This is a genomic window from Pedobacter folensis (assembly GCF_056490665.1).
In genome coordinates this window covers 87,658-107,721 of the sequence record NZ_JBWJIF010000002.1, presented here as the reverse complement: position 1 = coordinate 107,721, position 20,064 = coordinate 87,658, and the positions used below count along the sequence as shown (strand labels likewise).

Sequence of the window (20,064 nt, the reverse complement as noted above, 5' to 3'; positions counted from 1 at the left end):
TCAGTTAATCCTAGCGCTATTTCTTTGTCGCATTATACTCCTTAACCCATTCAATTACATCCCGGCTGTTAAAATCTGTCCCGGCTTCTACTTTAGCTTTTAAGGCAGGCTGATCACCGATTTTTTGCAATAGAATATTTTTAACCTCCGTCTTTTTGGTGTCCTCTGTAATCGCTTTCATGGGTACTTCCTGTAAAGGTCCGGCACCAGGCTTTTCAATAAAGTAACGGATAACGGGTGCTCCTGCTGGTCTTTCTGGTGCAGCGCTGCGTCCGCCGCCGATGCTGATACCTCCACCCATGCCCATGCCCCCATAACCGCCGGTTCCGGTACCAATGCCAATCGATGGCCTGAATTTTACTTTTTTCTCTTTCACTTCAGGAACCAGTGTGCCTCCGCCAAAAGAATAAAGATTAACCGTTCCCATTTCGATTATCTTAACAAAACGATATTCGAAGTTTCGTCCATTTGCAAAACCCTTGCTTACAAAACTATCACCGTTCCAGAAGAAGTTTTTAACATCCTTTGCCGGCAAAATTACATCCGCTTCATCATTGGCACTGATAAACACAGAAAAATAATCGGTTCCCTTTATCGTCCCGCGGATGACATCATCATTGTTTTTAACGATAAAATCCTGAGCTGAAAGTTGATTTAGCGTAAACAAGAAAAGAAAAACAGGTAATAAAAATTTCATTTGATCAATTGCTTTTCACAAATAACGGAACTTAATTCCAAAACATACTAATTCAGGTTAATTTTGATATTGCCCGCTGCTACATCAGGATGTTCTTTTTGGAAATTAATAAATGATTCTTTCATTTTATTTAAGGCATAAGCTTTTGTGTTGGGGATGTTTTTGCCCAATGCATAAAATTTATTCAAAACATAAAGCTTAAACAGGTAATTCTTTAGCTCCGGATCAGCCTGCGTATCAGTCATCACTTTACGCAAGTTTTCCCGGTCAATAAAATTAACCAGCCCTACATTACTGGCTATGTAGTTGGCAATCTTGTTAATATTTTCCTGTTCTTTGGTAAAAGCATCTTTTGCGGTATTAATATCATCAATTGCTTTTAGCTGTACTGCAATTTCTTTTGCCAGAACCGCTTTGCTAACCGCAACCAATCCTTTGGGGATATAAAATGTAGAATCGGTTTTATAGGGATCAACAAATAGGAATAGCGTATCTTTTGAATCGGGATTTATCAAAGTATAGCGATCTACAATACCAGTACTTGAATGCTGACTACTTCTTTTAGTAAAATCGATTTTTGATCCATTTGGCCAGCGGTAAGAATTTTCCAGTTTGGCCATTCTTACTTTTAAATTATCTCGGTCGCTGATGTTTTTAAAAGCCCCACTGCCTATGGGCCGGTCTATTGATGCGCCATAAGCATCATCAGGTCCTTTTAGGTTTTCGAAAGTGATGTAGGTCATCAAGGTATCAGATGGGAGTTGAGCCTTGGTTAAGCAGGCAATTAAGCAAAAAATTAAGGTGTAGCAAGTTTTCATAAAAGCGTTTTTATTTTGATGATGCTTAAAATAAGAGATTTCAATAAATAAATTTATTTTTTTTGTTGAAAAAGCATTTTAGTGATATGACTAACTTTGGTTACTTTTATCACTCGATAAATCTATTTGTCGGTGTAATCATTAAACCGGTGTAATCACATGAATAAAAAACTCTTTCTCCTAGATGGTATGGCGCTGATGTACAGGGCGCATTTTGCATTAAGTAAAAACCCTCGTTTTACCTCAACAGGCATCAATACATCAGCAGTAATGGGCTTTACCAATACTTTGTTAGATGTTTTGAAGAAAGAAAAACCAACGCACATTGCGGTTGTTTTCGATACCGAGGCACCAACAGAAAGGCATACAACTTTTGAGGCTTATAAAGCACAACGTCAGGCCATGCCCGAAGACCTTGCAGCTGCCATGCCTTATGTGATTAAGTTAATCACTGGTTTTAATATTCCGGTAATCACCTCTGATGGTTACGAGGCCGATGATATTATTGGTACACTAGCCAAAAAAGCTGAACTAAAAGGTTACCAGGTTTACTGTATGACGCCTGATAAGGATTTTGCTCAATTGGTTTCCGAAAATATTTTCATTTACAAACCTGCCCGTATGGGTAACGATATGGAAATATTGGGGGTAAAGGAAATATTAGCGAAATGGGAGATTGAAAATGTGCTGCAGGTTATTGATATTTTAGGTTTATGGGGCGATGCAGTAGATAATATTCCAGGTATTCCAGGCATTGGCGAGAAAACAGCGAAAGCTTTGATCAAACAATATGGTTCTATGGAGAACATTATTGCAAATTCGCATGAGTTAAAAGGGAAACAACGCGAAAACGTAGAAAATTTTGCTGAACAAGGTTTAATATCGAAAAAACTGGCTACGATTTTATTGGATGTTCCCGTTGAACTGGACGAGGCCAGTTTAGAACTCTGCGATCCTAGCCGCGATTTATTGGAGCCGTTGTTTACCGAATTAGAATTCAGGACTTTGGGCCGCAGGGTGTTTGGCGATGAATTTTCGGTTACTACAGCGCGCTTTCAGGAAGGTACGCAGACCGATTTGTTCGGTAACCAGACAGGGGAAGCCATTCAATATACCAATACGCTTGAAGAAGAACCAGCAGAAAAGCTTCCGGCTAAAACCATCGAAAACACCGAACACGATTATCAGTTGGTTGATACTGCTGAGCAGCGTGCAGACTTGATTAAATTATTACTGGCTGAAAAACGGATCTCATTTGATACGGAAACCACAGGTACCGATGCAAACATGGCCGATTTAGTTGGTTTATCTTTCTCTATAAAACCAGGTACAGGCTATTATATTCCCGTTCCGGCGGCCAGAGAAGAAGCTCAGGTTATTGTTGATGAGTTTAAGGTGGTATTGGAAAATGAAGAAATTGAAAAAATTGGTCAGAATACCAAATACGATATTTTAGTGCTGAAATGGTACGGCGTAGAAGTAAAAGGTAAACTCTTTGATACCATGCTTGCCCACTACCTGATTGATCCTGATACCCGCCATGGCATGGATGTATTATCTGAAAACTATCTTGGTTACTCGCCTATTTCCATTACCAAACTGATTGGTGCAAAAGGCAAAAACCAGGGCAACATGCGCGATGTACCGGTAATTGATGTGGTAGATTATGCCGCAGAAGATGCCGATGTGACTTTACAGCTGGCACATATCTTCGAGCCAAAATTAAAAGAACTAAATGCAGCTAAATTAGCTGATGAAATTGAAAATCCTTTGGTTTATGTTTTGGCAGATATAGAAAAAGAAGGTGTCCGCATTGATATCGAAACCTTAAAAGCCTATTCTAAAGAGCTCGAAACCGAAATTATCAAGTTTGAGCAGAATGTTTACGACAAAGCTGGAATTAAATTTAACCTGGCTTCGCCAAAACAATTGGGAGAGGTTTTATTCGATAAACTTCAGCTCGATCCGAAAGCTAAAAAGACGAAGACAGGCCAGTATCAAACCGGTGAAGATGTTTTATTAGCTCTGGCCAGTAAAAGTGATATTGTACAGGATATTTTAGATTTCCGCCAGTTACAGAAGCTTAAATCAACCTATGTGGATGCATTGCCATTAATGGTTAATCCTAAAACCGGCAGGGTGCACACTTCCTACAATCAGGCTGTTGCAGCAACGGGAAGGTTAAGCTCAAACAATCCAAATTTGCAGAATATCCCGATTCGTACCGAGCGTGGCAGAGAGGTGCGTAAAGCCTTTATTGCAAGGGATGAAAATCACATCTTGTTATCGGCCGATTATTCGCAGATAGAATTGCGCATTATTGCCGAAATCAGTAAGGAAGAGAATATGCTGGATGCTTTTAATAAAGGAATCGATATCCACACCGCAACAGCCGCAAAAGTATATGGCGTAAGTATAGAAGAGGTAGATGGAACGCAGCGTAGAAATGCCAAAGCCGTTAACTTCGGAATTATTTACGGCCAGTCTGCTTTTGGTTTATCGCAAAACTTAGGTATTCCGCGTAAAGAGGCTGCCGAAATCATTGAACAATATTTTGCACAATATCCGGGTATTAAACGTTACATGAGTGATACGATGAACTTCGCCCGCGAGAACGGATTTGTAGAAACGATAATGGGCAGAAGACGTTATTTAAGAGACATTAACTCTGCCAACCAAACGGTAAGAGGTTTTGCAGAACGAAATGCCATCAACGCGCCCATTCAAGGCTCTGCGGCTGATATGATCAAGATTGCCATGATCAATATCCATAAAGAGATGAAAGCACAAAATTTACAATCAACCATGACCATGCAGGTGCATGATGAGTTGGTGTTTGATGTGCTGAGATCAGAAAAAGAAGCAATGAAAGCAATTATTCAGGATAAAATGGCCAATGCCATTAAATTGACCGTACCGATCGTGGTAGAAATTGGTGAGGGCGATAATTGGTTGGCCGCACACTAACATGAAAGCGTTCTCCATGTATATTGTATGCTGCTTCATATCCATTGGATGTTTGGCGCAAAAAAGCGATACACTGATTACCTATAATTTTGGCGGCAGCCTAGCAAAAGGGGAAAATGTGAGCGTCTATAAAATTAATAGGAGAGATACAATGGCGTGGGTTAAAACTACCGCCGATAAAAATTTTGTTCTACTCAAAAAAGAGACCTTTGCCGATGAACAACTGACCGTACATGATGGGAGTTACCAAGAATTTTTGAATGGCAAGCTTTTTATCCACGGACATTATGATAAAAATGCTAAAACAGAAAAATGGATAATTTTCGATTCTCTGGGCTACACAGCGCAAGAGATTCATTTCCTAAACAATAAATTTGATGGTCCATTTAAATCTTTTTGGGATAAGGACCATGTAAAATATCAGGGCAATTTTAACCAGGGTTTAAAAACTGGGGAATGGAAAATCTTTTACCTCAACCAAGAACTGGCAGCCAAAGAGCTTTATAATACAACAGGCGATTTAACAGAGAGTGCATATTTTGATCAAAATGCTCGGCCAACAGTGAAGAAAAACATTTTAACCGAGCCGATTTACAAGGGCGGTTATCCGAGGTTTTATAAATTCCTAGCTAAAACCCTTCGTTTTCCCGACCCCGATCTAACTGGCCGGGTAGTTTGTTCCGCAATGGTAAATACTGATGGCCATTTATCAAACATTGAAATATTTTCCTCATCGCATGTTAGCCTAAGTCAGGAAGCCATTAGGGTGCTCGAATTATCACCTCCATGGCTTCCAGGTACTTTGTTTGGTGAACCTATGGCTATGCAAATCAAAATTGCAATCAACTTTACGATTAACTGATGATTTTTTTTGATAACTGAACCTTCCTAAAAGGAGTTTAGTTGGAAAGATAAAGTAGATGTAAAATTAGTGCCCAGCAACTAACAACTATCCGAAGTTAGGGATATCGCTAACTAAAAGGCTATAGCTTTATTCTTAAGAAAGCGAGAGTGTAATAATACCAAGCCATGTAATAAATTATTAAAAATTATTATCTTCATTAAAACTTCATTCAGATTAATCAATTTTATATCAACAAATAACGAGTAAACAAAAATCGAAAAAGATGAAACCTCGGAGTGAAACAAAGAAGCTTCATCACAACTAAAAAACAAATCCAAGTATTATGAAAAAGTTATTGAGTTTAATCGCAGTCGCAGCATTTGGTTTAACAACAGCATTTGCACAGACACCAGCTACGGCTCCTGCAGCTAAAGCTAAAACAGTTGTAAAAAAAGAAGTAAAAACAACCACAGCACCGGTTAAAGCAGGTGTAAAACAAGAGGCTAAAAAAGTAGAAACTAAAACCACTACAACAGCTGCTAAAGTAAAAGCAGATGGTACGCCAGATATGCGTTTTAAAGAAAATAAAGCAAAAGCAGTAACTAAAGTGGCTGGTCCAACTAAAAAAGACGGAACAGCTGATATGCGTTACAAAGCAAACAAAGCTGCTGCCGCTAAAAAGAATTAGGTTCAGGTTTATAATTTGAAGGGTCTCCAATGAAAGTTGGAGGCCCTTTTTTGTTTTAGAACATTTTAATACTAGCGGCGTCACCCTGAATTCATTTCAGGGTCTTAATAGCCGGAAAGATGCTGAAATAAATTCAGCATGACGATCAATTTTAGATAAATGAATATTTTCGTTGGTCGTGATTGACTGGAATGCAGTAGAATGGAGAGATCTGCTAGATAGATCTCTCGACTGCGTTGCACTCCGCTCGAGATGACGGTGAATTAAATTATAAACTTATCGTTTCGCCAATTTCTGGCAGCAATAAGGTTTTGTTTTCGCGCTTAAATTTATCCAAAGCTGCTTTGGTATCAATTTCGATTACCGGGAAAGTATTGTAGTGTACGCCGATTACCTTGTCGCAATCGAAATATTTCGTTGCAACCAAAGCATCATCAACATCCATAGTGTAATTTCCTCCAATCGGTAAGATGGCATAATCCAGGTTGTAAATATCCGCCAAAACTTTCATCTCGATGGTTAAACCTGTATCCCCGGCAAAGTAAATCTGTTTACCCTCTACTTCAAGTACAAAACCAGCAGGATTTCCGCCATAACTCCCATCTGGTAAACCCGATGAGTGTGTAGCCGGTACCATGCGCACCGCTCCCCAGTCGAAGGTAAATTTACCAAAATTCATTCCATGTACTTTTTCAACGCCTTGTTTACTTGCCCAATCTGTTACCTCTGGCATGGCTATAACTGTTGCTTTTGTTTGTTTGGCAAGTGCTACCAAATCGGCCACATGATCGCCATGCCCATGGCTAACCAGGATATAATCGGCCTCAATGGTTTTAATATCTATATTTTTAGCTAATGGATTGTGCGATATAAACGGATCGAACAGTAATTTTTTGCCCGCTGCCTCTAACAAGAAACAAGATTGGCCATAATAGGTGTATTTCATAATTGTGGTCTCAGGATTTAGTATTGCACATTCAGATTAATGCACACAACAATTTAACAATAAAACAATTGTATCACTTATTGCCCAAACATACCGCCTAAACCGCCAAGCATATCTTGTGCCGATGCCTGCATTTCGGCGGCGCTTACCTGTTCGGCGCTTGCCATAGCTTTATTAATAGCCGTTAACAAAAGTTCTTCCAGTTCTTCCTTATCGGCATTTTTCAAAAACGTCTCATCAATAGAAACTCCGGTGATGGCTTTGTTTGCTGTAGCGGTGATTTTTATGGCACCATTTTCAACTTCGCCAAATACCGAGATCGTATCCAGGCGTTTTTTAATTTCTTCGGCTTTTTGTTGAGCCGCAAATAATTTATCGAACATAACTTGTGTTTTTATTATAAAACGAAATTAGGGTAAATTGTTTTTTAGTGAGCGAAATATTTGTTTTTTGAAGCGCAGGTACAGCAACCAGATCGAGCTTTGTTCCCGTTCTTCGCTATATCCTTTCGCTGCGCTACAGGGATGCCGCTTCGCCCGGGGCTAAGCAATTAATTCCTGTTCGCGTAGCTTCCGTTAACAAGCCTTTGCCAATTAACCCCGACCGTAAATACTGATTTTTTCCCGGCCTTATATTAATTAATCCTCGTCGCTTCCCGGTAAACTGCCGTTGCCATGATAAGCCCCCTTACGGATAACCGGCATATTGAAGTGTTTATAAAGTTCGTCAAGATGCATCAAACTTCCGTTAGTAAGGTTGCCTAAAAATATAATGACAATGTTTTTGTCTAAATCCCGCACATAAATATGGCGGAAACCATGCCACCAGCCGGTGTGGTAAACCACTTTGTCCATTTTGTCGCCATCGAACATCCTCCAGCCGTAGCCATAGTTAAAATGACCGTTTATTGGTTTATTGCGACCAACATACGCAGAATCGAGGCTCTTCTTGGTCAGTAATCTTCCGTTTTTCAGGTATTTATCAAATAATACCAAATCGTGTACTGTGCTATAAATGCCTTTATCTCCAACCGGTCCGTCTAAAAAATTCTGCGCTACAGAGTATCTAAAACTATTGCGGTCGTGACCCACCACATCAACCGGAATTTTTTCATACTCAGTGGTGCTATACACATGTGTATGTTTTAATCCGGCAGGTTTAAACACATGTTCCATCATATACTGCGAGTAACGTTGTCCGGTTACCTTTTCTATAATGGCGCCCAAAACCATAAAGTTTGAGTTATTATAGTGAAAACGGTTATCGGGTTTAGTATATGGATTTGGTTTCCGTTCAGCAATAACATTCATTACTTCCTGATTGGTGACACCTTTCTTCATGTTGCGCTTTTCCTTACGCCAGATATCGTCTATGAAGTACACATAGTTCATCATACCGCTGCGGTGAGAAAGCAGTAATTTCACCGTTATGCCTTCATATGGGAAGTTGGGGTAGAATTTTTTTACATTATCGTTCAACGAAAGTTTCCCTGCTTCTACCAATTGCATAATCGCTGTACCGGTAAAGGTTTTGGTAATCGAAGCCAGCTCAAATTCTGAGTTAATGGTTAAACTATCGCGGTGCAGGTAATCGGCCCATCCAACGGCTTTTTCGTAAAGAATTTTTCCGTCTTTGGCGACCAGCATATTTCCGTTAAAATTGAATTTCCGGTGCAGGTTATCTACAAAATCAGCAATCCATTTATCGCCTTTTTGTGGATTATAAACCAGTAAGAGGCTATCTGCTTTGTCGTCGTCTTTAGTGCGGATTTTTTTTTCAGCGGCCTTTTTCTCTTCAGATTTTTTGCTTGAACATGCGGTTAGTAAAGTTACAGAGAGGGCTAATGCTGAACATATATATCGAAAATTCATTTATATTAAGGATAGTGTATTTAAAACCCGAAAATTAAAGAATTTTAGACGGTTAAAACGAAAGAGTTTTACACATTTTCGCAATTTTGATTGTACCAGCACTCAAATAAATGACCTTTACTTCCATAAACAGGGTCGCTGTCTGGATTTTTCACTTTGGCAATGGTTTCATCTGCTTCAGGACGCTCCTCAGCTTTGCCATATTTTATATCATAATCTGAACCATTTGGATAGGCACCAACAACAGTGAAGTCGTCGGTTGAGTTCAGTTTTTTATGTGCTACACCTGCAGGGATAATAACCACATCACCTTTGTCCAGCTCTATACAAACACCATGATCGCCCCCAAACTGTACGTCGGCTTTGCCGCAGAATACGCCCATTACTTCATGTGTATTGCTATGGTAATGGTGGTAATCAAAAATACCATCTACCCAGGCGTTGGTATATCCGTTCTGCGCAAAAACCCTTTTAATTACTTCTTCAGTATCATCAGGGTGCAACCTAAAGGTACCTTTGTAAATCATTAGCGGCAAATTCGGATTATTCGGAAAATCGCCGTTCTCCTCTATTTTATGCGCAACCAGGTAAGCTTCCTGAATCAATTTTTCTTTGTCCATGATTTGGGTGTTTTATTATTTAACAAAGTAATTGGCAAAGGGTTTACAATTCGCGGGTTTTTCTCCCGCAGATTTAAGATGATTAACGCAGAGTCATATACTTTAATTCTACAGAAAACAAAGAACCAACTTTTATAATTACCAAGATTATCATATTTTTATTTCATCATCCTGATTAAGAATACCTAACTAATTTTCAACATGGATGAGAACAATATCTCTTATCAAATAAGGGGAGCAATATTTACAGTTTACAATACATTAGGGCCAGGGCTACTAGAGTCTGCTTATGAAACTGTACTGGCTTATGTTTTAACAGAAAATGGGTTAAATGTTAAGCGGCAAGTGCAATTACCTATTGTTTTTGAAGATATAACCCTAGATACTGGCTACAGGATAGACTTGTTAATAAATGACTTGGTGATTATTGAAATCAAATCTGTAGAAACAGTTGCTCCTGTACATCATAAACAAGTGCTTACATACCTCAAGCTTTCCGGTCTCAAACTTGGGTTACTGGTTAATTTTAATTCATCAGACATTTCTCAGTCTATATGGAGAAAAGTGAATGGGCTTTGATAAATGTTTCCCGCTGATCGCTACGAAAAACGCCGAGTTGAATCATTCTATCTGCGTTCTTTGCGAAATCTGCGGGAAACATCTTTCTTTTATCATTCAAAAGATATAAACTACTTCTGGCTTTCCGCCCAGGTATCCATTTTCGCTTCAAAAACAGATAATGGGAAAGATCCATCTTTTAATACTGCAGTATGAAAAGCGGCCACTTTAAACTTCGGACCTAGTTCTTTCTCGTATTTGGTTCTCAACTCCCTTATTTTCATTGCACCTGTTTTATAACCTAAAGCTTGTGCAGGTATGCCCATGTAACGTTCAATTTCTGCAGTAGCACCTTCCGTGCTAATGGCTTCATTATCTGTCATGTATTTAATAGCTGCTTCTCTGCTCATGTTTTTGGTGTGGATGGCCACATCAACCACCAGGCGAATGGCTCTGTGCATTTCATCACCCAAGGCCCCCATGTGCTGATAAGGATCTTGATATAAGCCTAATTCTTTGCCCAACGATTCGCAGTATAAGGCCCAGCCTTCTACATAAGCGTTATGACCGCCAAAACGACGGAAATTAGGGAGCGATTTATTTTCTTGCGTTAAAGAAATCTGATAATGGTGACCAGGTATAGCTTCGTGTAAAAAAAGAGATTCCATTCCCGAGGTGGTGTTAAATGTTTTAGCATCTAAAATGGGTACATAAAAGATTCCTGGACGTGATCCGTCAGCCGAACCTGGATTATACTCTGCGCTGGCAGATGCTGCCCTGAAAGCTTCTGTTTGGCGGATTTCGAAGGGTGTTTTAGGCTCAACATCAAACATCTTTTTCAAATTGGGTTTCATGCGCTGGTGAATGTGCTCAAAGGCCGCTAAAACTTCTTTTGGAGTTTTATAAGGCATGAATTTTTTATCTGTTTTCATGTATTCGAAAAAGGCTTTCAAATCGCCCTTAAAGCCTACCAGGTTTTTGATGCTGTCCATCTGGCCTTTAATACGGGCAACTTCTTTTAAACCCGTTTGATAAATTTCTTCCGGCGTTTTGTTGGTGGTCGTTTGTTGTTTCACCAGATAAGTGTACCAGGCTAAACCACCTGGCATGGCCGAGTAACCTGAAGTAGTTCTGGTTTTTGGCAAATATTCATTCTGCAGATAATCGCCCAATTTTTTGTAGGTAGGGATAATTACTTTGGTGATCGAATTGCGGTACGCTTCTGTTAACTTTTGTTTATCTGCTGCAGAAAAACTGGCCGGCATTAATTTGATCGGTCCATAAAATAAACTTTCTTCGGGCGTAGCCACAACCATACTCTGCATCTGAGGGATCATTTTAATCACCAATGCTTTTGGCAATACAATACCGGCGGCAGCGCCTTTTTTAAAATTGCCAATGGCGGTATCGGCCCATACCGAAAAGGCATCAATACGTTTTAACCAATCTTCATAATTCTTTACCGTTTTAAAAGGCTGTATGCCCGTTCCGGCACCAAACTGACCAATGGTTAAAGGCAAAGCAAACATCTGGTTAAAGGGCAGGTATTCGAAGTGATATTGAAGTCCTTCGATATTGATGTCTAACTGATCTTTTAAATAATCGAAAGATAATTTATCGTTTGCACTGAGGCTTTCTCTATCATATTTGCCCAGGCTATCTAAATAACGTTCGTTATAGCTTTTAAATTCTTTTATATAGGCTTGCGACCCGTCGTTGGCTAAAAGGTCATTATAACGCTCGTCGCCAATATAAGTGGCATTTATGGGATTTAGTTTTAATCCATCCTGATAATATTGTTCGCACAGGGCTGCAAAAGTTTTGTTTTCGGTGGTATTGTCCGAACTACTTTTTTGCTTGCAGGCAACCACCGCGGCAATGCAGGCTGCAAAAAGAAATATCTTTTTCATTTATTTTGAGTTAAGGTTCTAATCAAAAATAACAAATTATTAGCCATTTATCAGTAGGTCGCCTTAACGCAAAAAAGCCACCCCTAAGGGATGGCTTTAATATATAATCAGTATGAAACTGAAAACTGTGAATTGCTAACTGATTAAGCTAATAACCTGATTGGCTCTTCTAATAAACCTTTTAATGTTTGTAAGAACTGTGCTCCGGTTGCACCATCAACCACACGGTGATCGCAACCTAAAGTCAATTTCATTACGTTACCAGGGACAACAGCACCATTTTTAACCACAGGAACTTGTTGTATTGCACCTACTGATAAAATTGCACCATCAGGAGAGTTGATAATTGAAGTAAACTCATCAATACCAAACATACCTAAGTTAGATACGGTGAACGTAGAACCTTCCCAATCTGCTGGCTGTAATTTTTTAGCTTTTGCTTTACCACCAAAATCTTTTACTTCTGCAGAGATATGTGATAAAGATTTGCCATCAGCGAAACGCACAACCGGTACCAATAAACCATCTTCAACAGCCATAGCTACACCAATGTTGGTATGTTCGTTAAATCTGATTTTATCGCCACCCCATGATGAGTTAACAGCAGGGTGTTTTTTCAATGCAACGGCAACCGCTTTAATTACGATATCGTTGAAAGAAACCTTAACAGGAGCAACTGCATTAATAGCCGTACGTGCAGCCATTGCATTGTCCATATCAATACTGATGGTTAAATAGAAATGTGGCGCGGTGAATAAACTTTCTGCTAAACGTTTTGCAATTACTTTACGCATCTGCGAAACCGGCGCTTCAGTAAATTTAACTTCACCAACATATTGAGGGATTACTGGTGCCGGAGCAGCAGCTTTCTCGGCAGCCGGAGCTGATGCAGATTCTGCTTTTGCTGGTGCTGCACTTGGTTTAAAGTTTTCGATATCTTTTTTAATGATACGGCCACCTTCTGCACTACCTGCAACCTGTGCCAGGTCGATTCCTTTATCTTTAGCAATTTTCTTAGCTAAAGGAGATGCTTTAACGCGGCTATCGCTGTTGTCTGTAGTTGTACCACACGATGAAGTTCTTGGTGTTTCAATTTCAGCAACAGGTGCAGATTTTTCTGCTTTAGGTGCTTCAGCACTTTCCGCTTTTGGAGCCGGGGCTGAGCCACCTGCTAAAATTCCGCTCACATCAGTTCCTTCAGGACCAACGATAGCGATAATTCCGTTTACTTTTGCAGCAGCACCTTTCTCTACACCGATGTGTAATAAAGTTCCGGTTGCGTAGCCCATTACTTCCATAGTTGCCTTATCGGTTTCTACATCAGCAAGCACATCATCATCTTTTACTTTATCGCCAACTTTTTTATGCCATTCAGCAATTACGCCTTCAGTCATGGTATCGCTTAACAAAGGCATGCGGATAACCGTAACACCTTTTGCTGCTAATTCTTCTTCGCTTAAGCCACCGCCCTGAGCAGGTGCAGCTTCTTCTTTTTTCTCTTCAGCCTTTGGAGCGTCAGCACTTTCGGCTTTTGGGGCCTCTGCACCTTTTTCTGCTTCCAATGCTGCTTTATAATCTTCGCCTTCTTTACCAATAACGGCCATGATGGCATCAACCGGAACAGCTGTTCCTTCTTCTACACCTACGTATAAAAGCGTACCATCCCAATAAGATTCCATATCCATTGTTGCCTTGTCAGTTTCTACTTCTGCCAAAACATCGCCGCTTTTCACTTTATCCCCCACTTTTTTATGCCACTTTGCCAAAACCCCTTCGGTCATGGTGTCGCTCATTTTGGGCATTTTAATTACATCAGCCATTATATCTAATTAATTGAAATCTTATTAATATTAGTCCATTACGTAAGGGTAGTCCTGTTGCATATATACATCTTTGTATAATTCAGATGCATCAGGCCAAGGAGATTCTTCAGCAAATTTTACTGCCTGATCTACAATTGCTTTTACTTTAGCTTCTACTTCTTCAATCCAGGCTTGATCTGCATACTTTTCTTTAAGAATCGTTTCTCTTGCGTGCTCAACCGGATCTTTTGCTTTATAATCTTCTAATTCTTCTTTGGTACGGTATTTTGCCGGATCTGACATCGAGTGACCACGGTAACGGTAAGTTCTCATTTCTAAGAAAGTAGGTCCTTCACCTTTACGTGCACGTTGGATCGCTTCGTCCATTGCATTATGAACCGCAACCGGATCCATACCATCAACTGGTGCACATGGCATATCAAAACCTAAACCTATTTTATAAATATCGGTCATGTTGGTTGTACGTTGTACTGAGGTACCCATTGCATAACCATTGTTTTCGCAAACAAAAATAACTGGCAATTTCCAAAGCATGGCCATGTTAAAAGTTTCGTTTAATGCACCCTGGCGCACTGCACCATCGCCCATATAACAAATGTTAACATTATCAGTTCCTTTGTATTTTTCTGCAAAAGCAACGCCAGCACCTAATGGAATCTGACCACCAACAATGGCATGACCACCGTAGAAGTTATGCTCTTTGCTGAACATGTGCATTGAACCACCTTTACCTTTAGAGCAACCTGTAGCTTTACCGTACATTTCTGCCATAATACTATCAGCACTAACTCCTAAAGCTAAGGCATGAGCATGATCACGATATGTTGTAATCATTGAATCACCTTTTTGCATTGCAGATATTGCACCTGCAACTACAGCTTCTTGTCCAATGTATAAATGACAAAAGCCACGTATTTTTTGTTGTCCGTATAACTGGCCAGTTTTTTCTTCGAATTTGCGCATCAGCAACATTGACTCAAACCACTTTAACCAGGTATCTTTATTTATTTCTACTGCACTCATTTTAGGGTATTTGTTTTTTGCGACAGCAAATCTAATTTTTTTATTGTAATTTTTGGCACTTTTTAGTGTAAAAACATCATAGTATTAGGGTTGTAATCAGATTTAACAGTTGTTTTACAATTAAATATAAAACCAGGGAACCGATATCGATTTAATAGCGATTTCTTATAATTAAATCAATGCCCTTTATCATAATATGGAATCAATTTATTCTGAAATTTAATTCTGCATATGTGCTTATTTCCATAATTTAAAATAACACCGATTTATTCCTGTTTAGAATATTGAACTAAATCGTTTTTTTTAAAAAGATAATTTTAAGGCTAAGTTTATGAACAAAAATGAGGAGCAAAAAATAAAAATGTTAATAACTTTCGTTTTTTAACGTCTAACATTTGGATAACATTTGTATAATTAATACTTTTGGCAACCAACAATAAGCCCATGTGGTGTACGTTAATGTGTAAGTGAATACCCAAACATAACTGTATAACATGATTAAAAAATTTTTGTTTTCTACTCTAATTGCTATTTGCACGCTCTCAGCCGCATTTGCGCAAACAAAAACAAAAGAATCTGGTAAAGAATTAAATGATCCCGACAACCTTGCATCGCAATATTTTTCGCAGGTTATGGGTGTTGCGGTAGATGCAACTTCGAATTTAAAACTGTACAAGTTTATTTACGAATGGATCGGAACGCCTTATAGTTATGGTGGAAACACCAAAAGAGGGATAGATTGTTCGGCTTTCACTAAAGCGATTTACGATAAAGTTTTCAACACCACCATCAGAAGAAACTCGCGCGATATTTTTAGTATGGTAGATCCACTTTCTAAAGAAGATTTAAAAGAAGGTGATTTAGTTTTCTTCAAGATTAAAAGCAGAAGTATTTCTCATGTTGGTATTTACCTGGGCGATAACAGGTTTGCACATGCATCTAGTTCTCGTGGTGTCGTAATCAGCAACCTCAACGAACCTTATTACAGCCGTTATTTTTACAAAGGTGGGCGTGTGTTAGAATCATTTAAGAAAGAATTTACAGTAGAATAGATCAGTTGACATTTTCAGTTAACAGTTAAAAACATATACAATCCTCCTGAAGAAATTTTGGAGGATTTTTTTATACCATCAAAATCAAAACTAAACCACTATGGACTGAAAGTCTATAGGTTTTACGACGAATGAAATCATTGTTAAAGAAGGCCACAGACTCGCATATTGTATCTAATCTGTGAATCTGTGGCAAAAAAATAAAAATTTGTAGAAAAGAAAGTCTTGCACTAAAAGTGCATCGTTTCGACTAACGGATGAGACCAATGAAGTTTATCAATACCCTTATAATATCCGCTCTTGCGTTAATTATTTTAATTAGCTGCACGAGTAATAATGCACAGGTTACTACGCCGGTAGCCAAACAAGATACGGTAATCAGAAAAATAAAGGATACCATATCCATTACAGCCGTAGGCGATATTATGCTTGGCTCTGCTTTTCCTTCTAAAACTAACCTCCCTCCTGACGATGCTGTAAACAGCTTTCAGGCGGTAGACAGTTTATTAAAAGGAGATATTGTTTTTGGTAACCTGGAAGGTTGTTTCCTTAACTCAGGCAATTCGAACAAATGTAATGGCATTAACCCGAATAACTGTTATGCTTTTAGAATGCCGGAGCGTTATGCCGGGATATACAAGGATGCAGGATTTAATGTGTTGAGTATCGCCAACAACCATGTGGGTGATTTTGATGCCAGGGGAAGAAAAAATACAGCCAGGATTTTAGACTCGCTGCAGATCCATTATGCCGGACAGGTAAATAAACCTTTTGAAGTTTTTGAAAAAGACAGTGTAAAGTACGCATTCTGTGCTTTTGCGCCGAACGAGAATACCGTATCGATCAATAAAATCGACAGCGCCAAAGCTTTGGTTGCACGTCTAAAATTGATGGCCGATATTGTGATTGTCTCTTTTCATGGTGGTGGTGAAGGTGCAAGGTTTGAACATGTTCCCCGTAAAAACGAGATTTTTTATAAAGAAAACAGAGGTAATGTTTACGCCTTTGCACATGCTGTTATTGATGCTGGTGCTGATGTGGTATTGGGACATGGTCCGCATGTAACCCGCGCTGTTGAAGTGTATAAAAATAAATTCATTGCTTACAGTTTGGGTAATTTTTGCACCTATGGTATGTTTAGCTTAAAAGGCAATAACGGCATTGCGCCCTTGCTTCAGTTAAAAGTAAATGCTAAGGGTGATTTTTTGTATGCCGATATTGTATCAGTTAAACAGGATAAGGTTAGCCGTTTAACCCTCGATGAAAATCATGGTGCCTTTAAACGAATTAAAGAACTGACAGATATTGATTTTGTTGGCCATCAGTTAAAATTCGCAGATAACAGGATTAGTTTAAAAGATTAATTTTCTCCGACATCAATCTCAATTTATTTCAGAATATTTGTTGGATGAAAGCATCATGATTTTTTAAATCACCTAGTGACAGGAATAAACGGCTCAAGCCTTCTTGAACACCGTTACCACACTACACATGATAGCTTCATCATTGATTAAAACAACATTATAGGGATGAAAAAAGGATTAATACTTCATTATATTATAGGTATAGCCGCCGCTATTTTAGTACTGGCAGCAGCCTACTACATCAACCAAAACCCCGATAATTTACTGTCGGCAGGGATTATTATTCTGGCGGGTTGCCTGGTCGCTTTTAGCCAGTACCAGATCATCAAGCACAAAAAGAAGCAATAGTATGATTGCGACTATACTCCAGATCACAAAGACTGGAAATGCTAAAGATAGCATCTACCTTGCTTTAGCCATCGGAGCGGCGGTTGTTCTGTTTGTGCTATCTAAAAAGTTCAGGAGAAAAGCCTGATTAGCTTTCGTCCTTGGTGTTCTTCACCAGGCCAATTCCAGATACAAAGAATATAAGTCCGATGATGCCGTAAACCATCAATCCCCTTGTATTTTCGCTGTGGCTAACAAAGCCATAACCAGCGTATATCAATCCAATTATACCAAGTACGGTTAATATTGTTCCAAAAGTGCGTTTTACATTCATATGGTTTATTATTTAATAAGGTAAAGACAAAATATGATCGATTTTGTTTTAAACAAACAAAGAAGCCCATCTCATCAACTGAAATGGGCTTCTTTTATGGGGGTGAAGGATAACTTACCAAACACCTAAACGGTTTGCCGGAGTTATGTACATTTTTGCGGTTGCAGGAATGTTGAAGGCTTTATAAAATGCTTCCATATTATACACAGGTCCGTTTACCCTGAACATCTCTGGACTATGTGGATCTGTTTTTAATCTTACACGCATACTTTCGTCGCGGGTTTTAATTCTCCATACCTGGGCAAAGCTTAAAAAGAAACGTTGATCGGGGGTAAAACCATCAATCTTTTTATCGCCTTTTCCTTGTTCGGTTAATTTAAAGGCATCGTAGGCAATGTTTAATCCGCCAATATCGGCCAGGTTTTCGCCTAAGGTTAACGAACCATTTACATGCTGATTATCCAACAGCGAGAAGTTGTTGTAAAATGTTTCTACTTTACCTGCTTTGGCTTTAAATTTATCGGCATCAGCTTTTGTCCACCATTCTTTTAGGTTACCAACGGCATCATACTGGCGACCCTGATCATCAAAACCATGTGTCATTTCGTGACCAATTACAGCACCTATTGCACCATAGTTAATGGCATCATCAGCGGCAAATTCAAAGAACGGGAACTGTAAAATTCCTGCAGGAAAAACAATTTCGTTGAAAGATGGATTGTAATAGGCATTAACTGTTGGTGGAGTCATTCCCCATTCGGTTTTATCTACATTTTTGCCCAGCTTATCCATCATTTCCTTGTAGGCATGTTTACTGGCCGACTGAAGGTTTGCATAATAAGTGTTTTTCGAAACCTCAACATCATCGTACTTTTTCCATTTATCAGGATAGCCGATCTTTTTGATAAATGCGTTTAATTTTTCTAAAGCTTTCTTTTTGGTTTCCGGGGTCATCCAATCTACCTTCTGGATTCTCTCTGCATATACTTTCTGTAAATTGTTTACCAAAGTTAACATACGTTCTTTGGCCTCTGGCTTGAAATATTTTTCGGCATATAATTGGCCTAAAAGCTCACCTAAATTACGATCAGTAGCATTTACAATGGCTTTCCATCTTTCTGTTGGCGCCTGTTGACCATATAGTGTTTTAGAGAAAAAATCGAATTTAGCATCTCTGAATTTTTTGGTAAAAGCATTTGCCGATCTGTTTAAAGCATCAAACTTTAATTTTTCTTTCCAGATTTCGATAGGCTGGCTTTTTACCAGGGCTGATAAGGTTTGATAATATTTTGGCTGTCTAACAATAACAGTATCAGTACTAGCGCCCAGTTTACTTAAAACGGATTTCCATTCAATATTTGGAGTCTGCTTTTGAAAATCAGCCACGGTCATTTTGTTATAGTTTTTCTGCGGATCGCGCAGCTGAACAGGAGTTGAATGCGACTGGGCAATTGCTGTTTCGAGTTTTAAAATGTTATCGGCATATTTTGCTGCATTTACAGAATCGCCAGCGAGGCCAAAAATTTTGGTGATGTATTTGATGTACTCCACCCTGATTTTCTTTGCCTTCTCGTCTTGTTCTAAATAGTAACTGCGGTCTGGCAGGGTAAGGCCAGCCTGTGAAAATGATAAAGCATTTTTGGTGCTTAATTTGTCATCGGGTTCTACACCAAAGCCCAATAAATCTCCTTCGCCATTTTTATAACCATCGGCAACAAAGTTGATTAAATCCTGATCATTTTTAATCCCTTCTATTTTACTTAAGAGCGGTTTTATAGGTTCGATGCCTAACTTTTCGATGGTAAGCGTGTCCATTCCACTGGTGTAGAAATCGCCAACTTTCTGTTCAGTACTTCCTTTGGCTGCATTGGCTTTTGAAGAGTTTTCCAGAATGTTGTTCAGGTTCTTCAGGTTATCGTTATATAAAGTATAAAAAGAACCCCAGCCTGTTTCGGTTTTTGGAATTTCGGTGTTTTTCATCCATTTCCCGTTGGCATACAGGAAAAAGTTATCACCTGGTTTTACAGTAGTGTCCATGCCGGCTTTATCGAAAAATTCGGTGCGCGCATTCGCCACATCGGCATCCTGATGGCTTTTATTCTGGCAGGCAGCAAAAAGCAATACGCCGGCAGCCGGAAGAAATAATTTGATTTTCATTGTATATAAGTTAGTTAGAAAAGCTTAAAGCTACAAAATGCCTGATGTAGTTTGTATGAATTTTT

At 39.0% G+C, this 20,064-nt stretch carries 18 protein-coding genes; 7 read left to right on the top strand and 11 right to left on the bottom strand.

Annotated elements, in window-relative coordinates; translation table 11 throughout:
* Positions 1-16 precede the first annotated feature (16 nt).
* Together AC04QZ_RS09015 and AC04QZ_RS09010 are read right to left on the bottom strand one after the other, a co-directional pair.
* The gene (locus tag AC04QZ_RS09015; protein WP_478357495.1) at positions 17-697 is read right to left on the bottom strand and encodes a hypothetical protein; all 681 of its coding nucleotides are present in this window, start codon (positions 695-697) and stop codon (positions 17-19) included.
* Positions 698-744: 47 nt separating this feature from the next.
* Positions 745-1,515: a hypothetical protein gene (locus tag AC04QZ_RS09010; protein WP_478357494.1), complete on the bottom strand. Its 771-nt coding sequence runs from the start codon at positions 1,513-1,515 to the stop codon at positions 745-747.
* 159 nt (positions 1,516-1,674) lie between these two features.
* On the opposite strand from AC04QZ_RS09010, the gene polA reads away from it, so the two are divergent.
* From polA to AC04QZ_RS08995, 3 genes are all read left to right on the top strand, one after another.
* Entirely contained in the window at positions 1,675-4,482 is a 2,808-nt protein-coding gene (gene polA, locus AC04QZ_RS09005) for a DNA polymerase I (protein ID WP_478357493.1), read from the top strand.
* A 52-nt stretch (positions 4,483-4,534) separates the two neighbouring features.
* Positions 4,535-5,344 carry an energy transducer TonB gene (locus tag AC04QZ_RS09000; protein WP_478357492.1) on the top strand — a complete coding sequence of 270 codons (810 nt, stop codon included), beginning with the start codon at positions 4,535-4,537 and terminating at the stop codon, positions 5,342-5,344.
* A 325-nt stretch (positions 5,345-5,669) separates the two neighbouring features.
* The gene (locus AC04QZ_RS08995; RefSeq protein ID WP_478357491.1) at positions 5,670-6,014 is read left to right on the top strand and encodes a hypothetical protein; all 345 of its coding nucleotides are present in this window, start codon (positions 5,670-5,672) and stop codon (positions 6,012-6,014) included.
* 268 nt (positions 6,015-6,282) lie between these two features.
* On the opposite strand, the gene AC04QZ_RS08990 is transcribed toward AC04QZ_RS08995, so the two are convergent.
* The 4 genes from AC04QZ_RS08990 to AC04QZ_RS08975 form a co-directional block, all read right to left on the bottom strand.
* Positions 6,283-6,960, bottom strand: a complete 678-nt coding sequence (locus tag AC04QZ_RS08990; protein ID WP_478357490.1) for a metal-dependent hydrolase — start codon at positions 6,958-6,960, stop codon at positions 6,283-6,285.
* Between the two features lie 77 nt (positions 6,961-7,037).
* Positions 7,038-7,343 carry a YbaB/EbfC family nucleoid-associated protein gene (locus AC04QZ_RS08985; RefSeq protein ID WP_086548189.1) on the bottom strand — a complete coding sequence of 102 codons (306 nt, stop codon included), beginning with the start codon at positions 7,341-7,343 and terminating at the stop codon, positions 7,038-7,040.
* Positions 7,344-7,598: 255 nt separating this feature from the next.
* On the bottom strand, positions 7,599-8,831 hold the full coding sequence (locus AC04QZ_RS08980; RefSeq protein WP_086548188.1) for a serine hydrolase domain-containing protein: 1,233 nt from the start codon (positions 8,829-8,831) through the stop codon (positions 7,599-7,601).
* 68 nt (positions 8,832-8,899) lie between these two features.
* Positions 8,900-9,451 (bottom strand): cupin domain-containing protein, encoded by a 552-nt coding sequence (locus AC04QZ_RS08975; protein ID WP_478357489.1) that lies wholly within the window; start codon positions 9,449-9,451, stop codon positions 8,900-8,902.
* 201 nt (positions 9,452-9,652) lie between these two features.
* On the opposite strand from AC04QZ_RS08975, the gene AC04QZ_RS08970 reads away from it, so the two are divergent.
* Positions 9,653-10,030 (top strand): GxxExxY protein, encoded by a 378-nt coding sequence (locus AC04QZ_RS08970; protein WP_478357487.1) that lies wholly within the window; start codon positions 9,653-9,655, stop codon positions 10,028-10,030.
* A 110-nt stretch (positions 10,031-10,140) separates the two neighbouring features.
* Here the strand turns inward: AC04QZ_RS08970 and AC04QZ_RS08965 are convergent, their stop codons facing one another.
* The 3 genes from AC04QZ_RS08965 to pdhA form a co-directional block, all read right to left on the bottom strand.
* Positions 10,141-11,919 (bottom strand): DUF885 domain-containing protein, encoded by a 1,779-nt coding sequence (locus AC04QZ_RS08965; RefSeq protein ID WP_478357486.1) that lies wholly within the window; start codon positions 11,917-11,919, stop codon positions 10,141-10,143.
* Between the two features lie 143 nt (positions 11,920-12,062).
* Positions 12,063-13,739 (bottom strand): 2-oxo acid dehydrogenase subunit E2, encoded by a 1,677-nt coding sequence (locus tag AC04QZ_RS08960; RefSeq protein WP_478357485.1) that lies wholly within the window; start codon positions 13,737-13,739, stop codon positions 12,063-12,065.
* A gap of 30 nt (positions 13,740-13,769) precedes the next feature.
* Positions 13,770-14,765: a pyruvate dehydrogenase (acetyl-transferring) E1 component subunit alpha gene (gene pdhA, locus AC04QZ_RS08955; protein WP_029274973.1), complete on the bottom strand. Its 996-nt coding sequence runs from the start codon at positions 14,763-14,765 to the stop codon at positions 13,770-13,772.
* 494 nt (positions 14,766-15,259) lie between these two features.
* Between pdhA and AC04QZ_RS08950 the strand changes: the two genes are divergently transcribed.
* The 3 genes from AC04QZ_RS08950 to AC04QZ_RS08940 all read left to right on the top strand — a co-directional run bounded on the left by AC04QZ_RS08950 (position 15,260) and on the right by AC04QZ_RS08940 (position 17,529).
* Entirely contained in the window at positions 15,260-15,817 is a 558-nt protein-coding gene (locus AC04QZ_RS08950; protein WP_029274974.1) for a C40 family peptidase, read from the top strand.
* Between the two features lie 266 nt (positions 15,818-16,083).
* Positions 16,084-17,181, top strand: coding sequence for a CapA family protein (locus tag AC04QZ_RS08945; RefSeq protein WP_478357484.1), 1,098 nt, complete (start codon positions 16,084-16,086; stop codon positions 17,179-17,181).
* A 165-nt stretch (positions 17,182-17,346) separates the two neighbouring features.
* Positions 17,347-17,529: a hypothetical protein gene (locus AC04QZ_RS08940; RefSeq protein WP_086548182.1), complete on the top strand. Its 183-nt coding sequence runs from the start codon at positions 17,347-17,349 to the stop codon at positions 17,527-17,529.
* 127 nt (positions 17,530-17,656) lie between these two features.
* Here AC04QZ_RS08940 and AC04QZ_RS08935 read toward each other — a convergent pair whose 3' ends face one another.
* Together AC04QZ_RS08935 and AC04QZ_RS08930 are read right to left on the bottom strand one after the other, a co-directional pair.
* Complete coding sequence (locus tag AC04QZ_RS08935) at positions 17,657-17,842, bottom strand: hypothetical protein (RefSeq protein WP_029274977.1); 186 nt, start codon at positions 17,840-17,842, stop codon at positions 17,657-17,659.
* Positions 17,843-17,956: 114 nt separating this feature from the next.
* The gene (locus AC04QZ_RS08930) at positions 17,957-19,999 is read right to left on the bottom strand and encodes a M13 family metallopeptidase (protein WP_478357482.1); all 2,043 of its coding nucleotides are present in this window, start codon (positions 19,997-19,999) and stop codon (positions 17,957-17,959) included.
* Between the last annotated feature and the right edge of the window lie 65 nt (positions 20,000-20,064).